Origin of the sequence: Anaerococcus sp., assembly GCF_022770135.1 — a bacterium.
Lineage (GTDB): Bacteria > Bacillota > Clostridia > Tissierellales > Peptoniphilaceae > Anaerococcus.
In genome coordinates this window covers 1-12,679 of sequence record NZ_JALEIL010000118.1, presented here as the reverse complement: position 1 = coordinate 12,679, position 12,679 = coordinate 1, and the positions used below count along the sequence as shown (strand labels likewise).

General features: G+C 37.3%; 12 protein-coding genes. 3 read left to right on the top strand and 9 right to left on the bottom strand.

Going from position 1 to position 12,679, the window contains the following annotated elements; genetic code table 11:
- From MRZ08_RS06210 to MRZ08_RS06200, 3 genes are all read right to left on the bottom strand, one after another.
- Positions 1 to 653, bottom strand: a 653-nt coding sequence (locus MRZ08_RS06210; RefSeq protein ID WP_297380654.1) for an ABC transporter ATP-binding protein, incomplete at its 3' end; no start/stop codon positions are given.
- Entirely contained in the window at positions 625 to 2,256 is a 1,632-nt protein-coding gene (locus MRZ08_RS06205; protein ID WP_297380651.1) for an iron ABC transporter permease, read from the bottom strand. The genes MRZ08_RS06210 and MRZ08_RS06205, both read right to left, overlap by 29 nt.
- A gap of 73 nt (positions 2,257 to 2,329) precedes the next feature.
- Positions 2,330 to 3,463, bottom strand: coding sequence for an ABC transporter substrate-binding protein (locus tag MRZ08_RS06200; protein WP_297380649.1), 1,134 nt, complete (start codon positions 3,461 to 3,463; stop codon positions 2,330 to 2,332).
- A gap of 162 nt (positions 3,464 to 3,625) precedes the next feature.
- Here MRZ08_RS06200 and MRZ08_RS06195 point away from each other — a divergent pair, with 162 nt between their 5' ends.
- Positions 3,626 to 4,534, top strand: coding sequence for a DMT family transporter (locus tag MRZ08_RS06195; protein ID WP_297380646.1), 909 nt, complete (start codon positions 3,626 to 3,628; stop codon positions 4,532 to 4,534).
- 69 nt (positions 4,535 to 4,603) lie between these two features.
- On the opposite strand, the gene pdxS is transcribed toward MRZ08_RS06195, so the two are convergent.
- Positions 4,604 to 5,461 (bottom strand): pyridoxal 5'-phosphate synthase lyase subunit PdxS, encoded by an 858-nt coding sequence (gene pdxS, locus MRZ08_RS06190; protein WP_297380644.1) that lies wholly within the window; start codon positions 5,459 to 5,461, stop codon positions 4,604 to 4,606.
- An 827-nt stretch (positions 5,462 to 6,288) separates the two neighbouring features.
- On the opposite strand from pdxS, the gene MRZ08_RS06185 reads away from it, so the two are divergent.
- Together MRZ08_RS06185 and ahpF are read left to right on the top strand one after the other, a co-directional pair.
- On the top strand, positions 6,289 to 6,858 hold the full coding sequence (locus MRZ08_RS06185) for a redoxin domain-containing protein (RefSeq protein WP_297380641.1): 570 nt from the start codon (positions 6,289 to 6,291) through the stop codon (positions 6,856 to 6,858).
- A 1-nt stretch (position 6,859) separates the two neighbouring features.
- Entirely contained in the window at positions 6,860 to 8,398 is a 1,539-nt protein-coding gene (gene ahpF, locus MRZ08_RS06180; RefSeq protein WP_297380639.1) for an alkyl hydroperoxide reductase subunit F, read from the top strand.
- Positions 8,399 to 8,448: 50 nt separating this feature from the next.
- On the opposite strand, the gene MRZ08_RS06175 is transcribed toward ahpF, so the two are convergent.
- From MRZ08_RS06175 to MRZ08_RS06155, 5 genes are all read right to left on the bottom strand, one after another.
- Entirely contained in the window at positions 8,449 to 9,675 is a 1,227-nt protein-coding gene (locus MRZ08_RS06175; protein ID WP_297380636.1) for an MFS transporter, read from the bottom strand.
- 268 nt (positions 9,676 to 9,943) lie between these two features.
- Entirely contained in the window at positions 9,944 to 10,372 is a 429-nt protein-coding gene (locus tag MRZ08_RS06170) for a winged helix-turn-helix domain-containing protein (RefSeq protein WP_297380634.1), read from the bottom strand.
- Positions 10,373 to 10,496: 124 nt separating this feature from the next.
- Positions 10,497 to 11,252 carry an ATP-binding cassette domain-containing protein gene (locus tag MRZ08_RS06165; protein WP_297380631.1) on the bottom strand — a complete coding sequence of 252 codons (756 nt, stop codon included), beginning with the start codon at positions 11,250 to 11,252 and terminating at the stop codon, positions 10,497 to 10,499.
- Positions 11,245 to 12,114, bottom strand: a complete 870-nt coding sequence (locus MRZ08_RS06160) for an ABC transporter permease (RefSeq protein WP_297380628.1) — start codon at positions 12,112 to 12,114, stop codon at positions 11,245 to 11,247. Before MRZ08_RS06160 ends, MRZ08_RS06165 begins: the two co-directional genes overlap by 8 nt.
- A gap of 9 nt (positions 12,115 to 12,123) precedes the next feature.
- A partial coding sequence (locus MRZ08_RS06155; RefSeq protein WP_297380624.1) for an ABC transporter substrate binding protein occupies positions 12,124 to 12,679 on the bottom strand: 556 nt, incomplete at its 5' end.

Here is a 12,679-nt window from a genome sequence, read left to right as displayed (position 1 = left end):
GGGCTTGCTTTTTCTATAAGCCTTCCCTCCTTTAGGATAATTATCTCATCTGCCATAGCGAAGGCTTCATTTCGATCGTGGGTTACAAAGATAGTCGTTATCTTGAAGTCCTTTTGTATTCTTTTTATTTCTTCTTGCATTTTATTTCTCAAATTATAGTCAAGAGCAGATAGGGGCTCATCCATTAAGAGGAGCTTGGGTTTTACAACTAGGCTTCTGGCAAGGGCTACTCTCTGCTTTTGCCCGCCGGATAGCTCGCTTTCATATCTTCTCTCAAATCCCTTAAGACCAACTTTTTCTATTACATCTAGAGCTCTTTCTTTTTTCTCTTTTTTGCTTAAATCCTTGGCCTTAAATTTGAGCCCATACATTACATTTTCTAGGACATTCATATGAGGAAATATTGCATATGATTGAAAAACTGTCGATACGTCCCTTTCTTCAGGACTTTTATTACTTATATCTTCCCCATCGATTATAATTTCTCCTACATGGTCCAAGAAACCTCCGATAGAATGAAGAATAGTAGACTTGCCAGAGCCTGAAGGGCCCAAAAGGCACAAGAATTTTCCCTCTTCCAGGCCAAAGGAAATGTCTTTTACAGCATACTTGTCTCCGTATTTTTTACTTAAGTTTTTTATTTCTAGATACATCTTTCCTCCTTAGTCCCCTTGTCAGAAACTGGATTAGTAGGTTAAATACCAGGCAAATCAAAAGAATATATAGGGCAATTACTGATCCCTCGTTGTATTTACCACTATTAATAACATCAAACATCACTAGGGTCATGAGCTTTTTGGATGGGTAGACCAAAAATATAATCGATCCAACAGTAGTCATTGTTGTTGTGAAGGCATTGATTAAACTTACCCTTATGCTCTCTCTACTTAGAGGGATAATCCCATCCCTTACTTCATAGAAGGATCCTCCTCCTAGGTCTCTGATAGCCTGTAATAAATTCCTGTCGATTGATTTCATTGACGCATTGAATAACCTAGTCGAAAAGGGCAATTGCTTGAAGGTGACGTTAAGGATTACAATAGCGCTCGTTCCAGTTAGGTAGAAGGGCCTTCCCCTAAAGAACAAGAGATAGCCCAGACCGAAAAACATGCCAGGAATTATATAGGGTAAGTTGGCAAAATAATCTATTACTTTCATGTATTTGACCCTCTTGATTATCAAGAAATATCCTATAAGCATGCTTAAAAGGCTGCCGCCTAGGGCTGATATTAATGAATAGCCTATAGACCTTAGAGTAATAGAGTTGATGTATCTACCAGTATCCTTGAAGTTATCGAGAGTAAAGACCAAGCTTCCTCTTTTCATTTTCGTAAATGCAGTAAAGATTATAGATATATAGAGAATACTTAAGACAAGAATCAAGAAGATAGATACAAGAGCTATTATGTAATACAAGATAGTTTTTTTGTAAAGCTTAAGCCCCCTAGCTTCATTGCTTAGTCCAAGTTTAGTATTAGTTTCCTTATTTCTAGCAAAGATAAAATAAATTACCAGGGTCAAAAATAGAATTATTATATTCATTGAAGCTGCGATAGAGAGATTCCCATTGGCTATTACCTCGAAGTAGGCCTCTAAGGCTAGGACAGAAAACTTGCCCCCTATAATATTGGGAGTGGCGAAGTCCGCTATAGACTTAAAGAAACTAAGCATAAAGACAGTGTAGATCCCATTTTTCATAGAAGGAAGGAGGATATCAAATATAATATTATTAGTACTAGCTCCAAGACCTCTCGCAGAATCAATTATCCTCTGATCAATTTTTTCCAAAAAACCTACAAGAAGGAGGGTGTTTAAGGACAGAAAGGATACTGTCTGCATGGTCATAATCCCCCGCATATTGTAAGGATTGATGGATAGACCTAGGAGGTCATGGCTAATAAAACCACGCCTGCCAAATAAATTTATGTAAGATAGGCTAGTTACAAAGGGTGGGGAGATCAGGGTTATGGATAAAATAGTAGTTATAATCGTCCTTATCTTCTTATCTGATAGATAAAAGAAAAGACTCACAAAGACAGAGCTTAGGACAGAAAGGATGCTAGTTCCTAAGGAAAGTTTAAGGGAATTTCCTATTAATTTCTTCATCCCCAAAACTTTTATGAAATTTTCAAGACTAAAGCCAGACTCGAGAAAAAATGCCTCTTTAAATACATAGGCAAAGGGCATTAGGATAAAGATTATTACACTTAAACTTAAGATTGTCGGCACTATTAGGGATTTTAATTTTTTAATCAAGTCATATTCCTCTTATAAAAAGAGCTCTTACAAGCAAACTATATAAGTCTATTTTGTAAAAGCTCCTCACTTATTATTCTTCGCTAGCCTTATCCTTGGCTATTTCTTTGAATTTATTTAATATTTCATCTCTCTTTGTACCAAATGTTGATAGGTCCTCGTCGACTAGCTTGTCCTTAGGAAGACCTAGATCAAAGCCCTCTGCTCCTTCGACGATTAGTTGGTTAGTATCCTTGCCGTCGATTTCTGCGATCATCTTTTGTGCTTCTTTTGTCAACATAAAGTCCTCAAAAGTCTTGGCTACATCGGCATTTTCACTATCCTTAAATACCGCAACTCCTTCTGGCACCCAGCTTACTCCATCTTCTGGATAAACTACAGAAAGTCCATTATCCTCAGCAGCATCGAAGGCCTTTTTGTCTACAGGAATGATTCCAATAGCAAATTCTCCTTGGGCAGTCTTCTCTTGAGGGTCTTTTCCTCTTTTTGAATAGAAATCTATATTTTCATTGATTTTTTCAAAAAGATCCCAGCCTTCTTCTTCTCCATAAAGGTCGAGAAGTCCCTTAAGGGCTGCATAGTTTGTCCCAGAGATTGCAGGATTTGACATGATTATCTCTCCCTTGTACTCTTCCTTGGCGAGGTCTTTCCATGTTTTTGGAGCTTCTAGTCCCTTTTCTTCAAGGATTTGATCATTTACAATAAAACCTACTACTGTAAGACCCTTGGATGTGTAGTAACCTTCTTCATCTCTAAATCTTTCTGGAACCTTATCTGTCATTTCTGACTTGTAGGAATCAAGGAGGCCATCTTCCTTAGCTGCCATAAAGGCATCGAGTCCGCCGCCAAACCATAAGTCTGCCATTGGCTTGCCTTCAGCCTTTGTCCTAGTTATAACTTCTCCAGAAGACATTGATAAGAATTCTACCTTAGCTCCTGTTAGTTCGCTGAACTTATCGAACAAAGGTACATAAGAATCGCTTGTAGCGACTACGTTTAGATTTCTTCCTTCAAAGTCAGGAAGGTCTATTTCAGCTTCTCCTGCTTCTTTCTTATCTTCGCTTTCCTTATCGTCTTTCTTTTCTTCGACCTTAGTCTCGGTCTTTTGGTCTTCGTTTACTTCTTCTGTCTTCTTATCGGCATTTCCACAAGCACTTAGGGAAAAGATCATAATCATCGCCATTAAGAATCTCGTAATCTTCTTCATTTCCTCTCCTTTATCTGTGATATATTACTATTATAGCATATACGATAGTTTTATGAAAGCGATTCGCAAAATAAAAGCTTTTGCTAATTTTTAATTAATTAGTAAAGTGATTAAGTCATTATTAGATATATTTATTTATACAATACAAGAGGAGGAGTTAATTTGTTAAAGAATAAAAAATTTGCGATTATTTTTTCGATTTTCGCTATGTTTTTGTGGGGCTCAGCAATCCCTACTATAAAGACAACCTACCTAGAGCTTGGAATCGGGGCAAGCGACACTGGCCAAAAGATTCTCGTAGCTGGAATCAGGTTTTTCATGGCTGGTATCATAACCCTTATTTATTTTCTTATTTTCGATAAGAATTATAAGGATATTAGGAAACTCGATTGGAAGTTTGTCATAATTTTAGGTTTGATTCAGACTAGTATCCAGTATCTTTTCTACTATATAGGTCTGTCAAACACTTTCGGGGTCAAATCTTCAATCATCCAAGCAGCAAATTCATTTATAGTAGTTATATTTTCCGCTCTACTTTTGCCGGAAGATAAGATTAATTCGAAGATGATCCTGGCTCTAGTCATAGGAACTATTGGAATTATTATCACAAATACTGGAAAACCAATCGGTGGAGAGGCTATGAAGCTTACCGGAGAAGGATTTATCATAGTTTCTACCTCAATAAACGCCTTGTGTACAGTTCTTGTAAGAAAGTACGGAAAGGGCATGAATGGATACCTTCTTACAGGACTTCAGTTTTTTGTAGGTTCTATAATCTTAATTATAGTAGGAAGAAGCCTTAGTGGAGGATGGATTTCCTTTACAGGCAAAGCGGCTATCCTCTTAGTTTATGCAGCCTTCATTTCAGCAACTGCCTTTACTATTTGGACCCTAGTCCTTCAAAAACACTCCGCAAACGAATTTGGGATATATAAGCTCTTTATTCCTCTTTTCGGATCTATCCTATCAGTTATAGTTCTAGGAGAAGTCTTTACCCTAAGACTTGCCTTGGGTATGGTCCTAGTTTTATCTGCTTCTTTGATTTTAAATATTAATAAGAAGAGAAATTAAAAAACTCTTACTAAGTAGCAAAAGAAAAAGGTGATGAGCAGGATAATTTTCTGCTACATCACCAATTTTTTATCTTAATTCCATTATTTCTTCTATCTCAGAAGGATTTATTCCTACCATAGCTTCTCCTAGGTTTTTGCTTACTTCAAGGAGAACTTTAGGATCCTTATATCCTGCTACAGCCTTTACTATAGCCTTGGCTCTTTTTTCTGGATCGCCTGATTTAAATATACCAGATCCAACGAATACTCCTTCAGCTCCCAATTGTCTCATAAGGGCAGCATCTGCTGGAGTTGCTACTCCACCTGCAGAGAAGTTTAGAACAGGAAGTCTCTTATTATCTCTTACATATTTTAATAAGTCATAATCAACTTGAAGGTCTTTGGCCTTTGTGTAAAGAGCATCATCAGTAAGGCCTGCTACTTCTGCTATTTGTGAATTGATTTTTCTTAGGTGTCTTACAGCTTGGACTACATCACCAGTTCCTGCTTCTCCCTTAGTTCTAATCATTGAAGCACCTTCTTTGATTCTCCTAAGAGCTTCTGATAAGTCCCTTGCTCCACAAACAAAAGGTGTTTCAAATTTTGCCTTATTTACATGGTTTTCATCATCGGCAGGAGATAGAACTTCTGATTCATCTATGTAATCAATTCCTAAAGCTTCAAGGATTTGTGCTTCTACAAAATGACCAATCCTAACCTTAGCCATGACTGGAATAGAAACTGCATCCATGATTTTTCCTATCATTTCAGGATCGCTCATTCTTGAAACTCCACCAGCAGCTCTTATATCTGCAGGGACTCTTTCAAGGGCCATTACTGCAACAGCACCAGCATCTTCTGCTATCTTTGCTTGCTCGACGTTAATAACGTCCATGATAACTCCGCCCTTTAGCTTTTCGTTTATCTCAATAATTTTTTTATCCATTTTTCTTCCTTTCGTAAAACATTTCCACCTACACTATACAATAAATGTAAGATTATGTTAATTTTCTATCCTTTTTTTATAAGAAAACCACTAACTTGTAAAGCATAGTAGCTGTATGATTATTTTGCTATTACAAAACTTATCAACTTTTTACAATAAATCTTGTATATTACTACTTTAACTTGTAATATACCATTAATATTAGTATACTATGAGTGACTAAAAGAATAGAGTTCATCATTTTGGACATATTAAAAGACTGGAGCGTCCGCTCCAGTCTTTTTTTCTTGGCTAGTTACTATTCATCTTCATTACTATCTAACTATTTATAAATATAGTGACTAATTACATTTGCCATGATAGAACTTAAGAATAGAGTAGACCCTGACATGGATCTATCATTTCAGATACCCCTTCCTCTTACCAGTCTAGGGATAGGAAATCCTATCTTATACTATAAAATAGGTATTTATAGTGTTTTTTATATGTTATGTGTATTGAAAAATATTAAATGTACAAAATACATATTTAAAATATCAAAAACTTAATAAACTTATCTTATTTCATGAAATCGTGAGTTTGAAATCAAGTAATTCATTAAGATACCTTTAATTATTGTAGATAAGGATGTACTTTGCCTAGAATATAAGGAATTATCATACTTTACTAAAGTCAAAATATATTTGGTCCGGTGATTTTTCTAAAAATTTAAGGATTTAGTTTGACTTTTAATTTAGAATGATTATAATTATATTTAGAAGAGTGATAATGATTATTATAATTATTTTAATCTTTTGAACTCTAAATATAAACTAAGGAGAATATATATGGCTTTTATAGGAAGAAGATTACCAGAGTTTAGTTTAGGTGCTTATGATCCATCTAAGGAAGAATTTGTTACTGTTACTGATAAGGACCTCCTAGATAAGTGGACTGTCCTAATATTTTATCCAGCAGACTTTACTTTTGTATGTCCGACAGAGCTTGAAGATATGCAAGAATCATATAAGGAATTAAAGGAACTTGGGGCTGAAGTTTACTCAATATCTGTAGATACCCACTTCGTTCACAAGGCTTGGCATGATAACAGTGAGGCCATCGGTAAGATCGAATACACAATGATTGGTGACTCAAACAAAGACCTTACTAGAGATCTTGACCTACTTGACGCATCAGGCAAAGCTTTAAGAGCAACTCTTGTTGTTGATCCTGAAAATATAATCCAAACTATCGAAATCAATGCAGATGGAATCGGTAGAAAGGCAAATGTAAATATCAACAAGATTAAGGCAGCTAAGTATGTTGCTTCTCACCCAGGCGAAGCTTGTCCTGCTAAGTGGGAGAGCGAAGAGGATGCTACCCTTACTCCAGGACTTGACCTTGTAGGAAAAATCTAATATGTTAGATCAAAATTTAAAGAACCAGTTAGCCCAATATCTTGACTTATTAAAAACAGAAGTCGTTATTGGGCTTTCTGTTAATGATGATGAAAATTCCAAGAAGCTTAAAGGCTTTATTGATGACGTAGCAGGCCTATCTAATAAAATTAAGGTCGAGGAAAAAAGGCTTAAATATACTCCTTCCTTTGACCTTAGAGGAGACTTTGACCATGGAGAGATTGTCTTTGCAGGCCTTCCCCTAGGCCATGAGTTCGCCTCATTTGCCCTTGCACTCCTTCAAGTGGGAGGAGTTAGTCCTAAGCTTGATGATAAAAGCAAGGCTAGAATAGAAGCCCTTGATGGTAAGATGGATTTTGAAACAGTAGTTTCTCTTTCCTGCCACAATTGCCCAGACGTGGTTCAAGCCTTCAATATAATGGCGATTCTAAATCCAAATATTAACCACACTATGATTGAAGGTGGTATGTTTAAGGACTTGGCAGAAAGCCGTGATGTCCTTGCCGTTCCTGCTATCTTTAAGGACGGAGACTTCTTTGAAGGCGGCAAGCAATCTATGGATAAGATCCTAGATCTTTTAGGAAGTGCGAAAGATACAAGTCACTTTGAAAACAAGGATATCTTCGATGTTCTCATAGTTGGTGGAGGCCCTGCCGCTGCAACTTCTGCAATTTATGCAGCAAGAAAGGGACTTAGGACAGGACTTGTAGCTAGTGAATTTGGTGGCCAAGTCAACGAAACCCTCGCCATAGAAAATATTCCTGGCTTTAAATATACAGAAGGCCCTGATTTTATGAATCAGATGAAAGATCAAGTCCAAGCCCTTGGTGTGGACATCATGACAGGAGCTTTGGCAAAAGATATAAAGAGGAATGACGAAGAAAAAATCATTGAAATAACCCTAGATAATGATATTTCTCTACAAGCAAAAACAGCTATTCTTGCGACAGGAGCTAGGTGGAGGCTTATAGGAATTCCTGGAGAAACTGAGTTTAGAAACAAGGGAGTTGCCTACTGCACCCACTGTGATGGTCCCCTCTTTAAGGATAAGCCAGTAGCAGTAATTGGAGGCGGCAATTCCGGTGTGGAAGCTGCAATTGATCTTGCTAATCTTGCCAAAAAGGTTACAGTTATAGAGTTTCTCCCAGAGCTTAAGGCTGACAAAATCCTCCAAGATAAGCTAAGAAGCCTAGAAAATGTAGAAATAATAACCAACGCCCAAACGACTGGTCTTTATGGAGATGGCAAGGTTCAGAGCCTAGAATTCACTGATAGAGTATCTGGCGAAGAAAAGGACATAGCCATCGACGGCTGCTTTATCCAAGTAGGCCTTGTTCCTAATACGGAGTGGCTTGATGAAAGTGAAGTTCAGCTAAATAAACACGGTGAAATAATAACGGACAAGAATGGCGCAAGCAATGTCGAAGGGGTTTTTGCAGCAGGAGATGCTACAGAGACCGCCTTCAAACAAATTGTAATAGCTGCAGGCTCTGGTGCAACAGCAGCCCTAGGAGCCTTCAACTACTTGATGGTAAACTAAATCACTCCCCTAATAGACCCACTCACTTCTTATAAGCTAGTGGGTTTATTTTATTTCATAAAATCATTTACGGCTGGAAGTTTCCTAATATTTTTATTTATGGCCCAGTAAAGAGCAACCAAAAGAATTATGAAACTTCCTATAAAAATCGCTTTTGAGCTTGATAAATATTCTCCAAGAAAACCTCCGACCAAGGCCCCGACAGGCGCCATAAATGTAGATATACCAATCATGGCCCCCATGGCCGAACCAATCTTCTCACTTGGAACAAGCATCTGGACCATAGTTTGGGCATAGACATTAACTATTCCTACTACAAACCAACCAAGAGCGTACAAGGCGACTGCAAGCTTAATATTTGCAGCAAAGTAGGAAAGAGATATCCAGGCTAAGGAGACTATGAGCATTCCATAAACATAAAGTTTACCTAAAGATACTTCCTTTAGCTTTGGAAGACCTGCAAACAAAGAACCAAGGAGGACGCCTAGCCCCATTCCTGCAAGCATCAGACTATAAAAGATTTCATCTCTAGCAAAGGCAGGTAAGACTGCACTTATAGATGTGGCAGAGAAATTTATAAAGACCACTCCAAGGACTAGGGCAAAAATCCTAGAATCCTTAAATAAATCTAGACCTTCTTTAAGACTCTTGAAGTGATTTTTAATGGCAGAATCCCCTCCTTGATTTTCTCTTTCATTATAATGACTAAGCTTTTTGGATAAGAGACAGAACAAAAGGCCAGTCAAGATAAAACTTACGCTATCAGCATAAAAAGCAGTCATAAAGCCAAAGATTGCTATAATAAAACCTGCTAGGGTATCAAAGATTGCATTTGAGCCTTGGTAGGCCATAGTCATCAAGGAATTTCCTGTTACAAGCTCTTCTTCTGAAAGAATCTTAGGCAATAGAGAAATCTGTCCAGGATAAACTAGCTGGTTAATCAAGGAAATTATTGGCATAAGAACCATAATGTGGTAGACATTTAATTTTTCCAAATAATACAAGGCAGGAATTATCAATATCAAGATAGCTTGGATAAGTTGGGAGAGGGTCAAAAACTTCTTCATATTAATCTTATCTAAGATTGGGCTTAGAAGTAATTGAACAAGGGCTGTTGATGAGGCTAGAAAAAGGGTAATACCTGAATAGATAGTAGACCCACTCATCTGGTAAACCAAGAGAGTTGAAGCTATTGCATAAAGGCTATCGCCAAAATTTGTAATTAATCGTCCTAGAAGCAGGACATAGAAATCTTTGTTTTTAATCATTTTTAACATTCTCCTTATATTTAACGTTTAGTTTTTATTGATAGTTGTGTATTTTTTTACCAGTAAGCTTCTCCTTACTGGCTTAAGATATTTATAGATTTGTATTTACTTAGCTGATATATCCTCCTTTGCTTTTTTACTAATTCAGTAAACAAATTTTGTAATTGAATTTATACAAGATGATTCTGAATTATTTATCACAAGACTTTTAATTTTTAACGTTTAGTTTTTGTTGACAGTTGCGTATTTTTTACCAGCAAGACTCTACTTGCTGGCTCTAAGATAATTTATAGATTTGTACTTGGAAGCTTTCACCATCTCCGTCATCTTCCCTGTATTTTTCTATTAATTCATTTAAGTCTTTTTCAAAAGACTCATAAGATTTCTTAGGGATTTTGAAGGTGAATTGCTTTTCTTCCAAATTGTTATTAAATATTTCGCTATTTGGTATAAAGGCCTTGGCTACTGGTAGGAAATATTTTTGGGTAATCCCATTTATAAGCTCTGTATCTACTACCTCGACAATTCCATTTTGTTCTAGTATTTTAAGGTGGTAGTGGATCTTGGACCTGCTAACTCCTAGGGCATCCGACAAGTCCTGAGCTGTCTTAGGCGTGGCTCCTAAAGTCATAATAATTTTAAGCCTTATGGGATCACTTACTATATTTACCTCTTCTAAAGTGTCCAATATATGAACTTCTTTCATAGGACCCTCCCTTCTTCTCTTTGTTATTTATAATATAGCACTGATTTACCCATCTGTCAAATTTTCCTTAACGTTAAATTCTTTTATTTGAAAACCACTAGCTTGAATTACTAGTGGTCTTATATTATTCTCCTAATTTTTCCTTGTAGGCTTTGACTAGGTCGTCTTCTGTTATATCTTTCGCCCTAAGGTCTAGGACGATTTCTCCCTTGTTTAGCATTATTATCCTATCGGAGTATTTTACCACGTCTCTTAGGTTGTGGGAGATTAGAAGAGTTGTCATATTTTCCTTATCTATAAGGCTTCTTGTCATGTCCATTATGTTTCTACTGGTCTTTGGATCAAGGGCTGCTGTGTGCTCGTCTAATAATAAGAGGTCCGGCTTTTTGGCTGTCGCCATAAGAAGGGCTAGGGATTGTCTTTGTCCTCCTGAAAGTAGGCCCGTCTTGGTGTGGAGTTTATTTTCAAGACCTAGCTTTAATTTCTTGAGCCTTCTTACTATTTCTTCTGTATCCGAACTTTTCTTAAGAGATCTTAGGCCGAATTTCTCTCCCTTTTTTAGGGCTAGGGCCATGTTTTCGTAAATATCTAGGTTGGTCGCCACCCCGTCTTTGGGATCTTGGTTGACCTTGCCCATATATTTGGCTCTTTTTTCCTCGCTAAGTTTGCTGATCTCTACCCCATTTACTAAAATCTGTCCCGAATCTAGGGGAAGGCTTCCGCTTATTAGATTCATCAAGGTAGACTTACCGCAGCCGTTAGGCCCTATGATGGTTGTAGCTAGGCCTTCTTCGATCTTTAGGGAGAAGTCCTTAAATATTGTATTTTCTTCGTTTGTGCCTATGTTGAAAGTTTTGGAAATGTTTTTAATTTCAAGCATTTTTAACCATCCTTTTATATTTTCTATTGGCTAGGTAATTGTTGTAGGAAATGAAGCCTATAACAATTAAAGCTGTGATAAGTTTTAGGTCGTTTGGGTTAAGTCCCAAATAAATTGCAAGGCCTGATATAATCCTATAGACAATTGCTCCAAGTATTGCTCTTGAAGTATCCCTTAGCATATCTCTAGACTTCATCAAGGTATCTCCAATAATAATTGAGGCAAGACCTGTTACTATCATGGCTGTTCCCATTTGTATATCGGCAAAGCCTTGATAGTTGGCCATTAGTCCTCCGCTAAGACCTATGAGAGCATTGGAAAGAATTAGCCCCACCATGATAAAGCTATCAGGATTTTTACCTAGTTGTTTGACAAGCTTTCTGTTATTTCCTGTAATTTTAAGTAGATAGCCTGTCTCACTTCTTAGATAATAATCGATAGCAAGTTTAATTATTAGAGTTAAGCCTAGTAGAATTGGCCATTTGGGAAGGCTTCCAAAGATATTTGGATTTCCTGCTATAGGGATATTACTTGCTCCTCCTATCCTTAAGTTTATGGAATAAAGGACGGTTAGGGTTAGGATTCCTGAAAGAAGTGGGTCTACCTTGATCTTTTTGTAGAAAAAGTAGGTCAAACATCCTCCAACCCCTCCACAGATTATTGCTCCTAAAATTCCAAGATAAGGACCCAGGCCCTTCTGGATTAGAACTGCTGCAACAAAAGCTCCCAAAGGATAGGTTCCTTCGAGCGAGAGGTCATAATATTTTAAGAATTTGTAGCTAAGCATGTAGCCCATGGCAAGAATTGCAAATATTAGTCCTATTTCTATACTTGCTCCTAGTGATGATAATAAGCCGGTCATTTCTTCTCCTTAGTCTATTTTTTCTGCATTCTTTAGTAAGTCTTGATTTAAATCTACTCCCAAAGTCTCAGCAGTTTTAGTATTTACAAGAACTTTAAGATTTTCTGCCTTCTCGTAAGGAATGTCCTTGGCACTTTTCCCGTTTTTAAGAATTTCAGCTGCCATTGCTGCCGCCTGACTTCCAAGTTCTCTGTAATTAACTCCCTCACTCATCAAGGCTCCATTTTCTACACTTCCTTCGTCATAGGCGATTGATGGGATGTTTTCCTTGGCTAGGGCCTCGCTTATAACTGGCATAGCATTTACAACTACATTGTCTGTCACAGTAACCATAGCGTCGATTTTGCCCTTAAGGCTTGCTATGGCTTGAGGAATGTCGTTTATGGATGAAACTCCTTGTTTTTCAAGCTTGAGTCCTCTTTCATCTAGGGCCTTTTCCAAGGCTTCGATTTGAACTTGGGAGTTTTGCTCGTTGGTATTATACATTGTGCCGAATACCTTGGTGTCTGGATATAGGCTTAGGAAGTCATCTATAAGCTTTCCTGCTTCTACATAATCAGATACT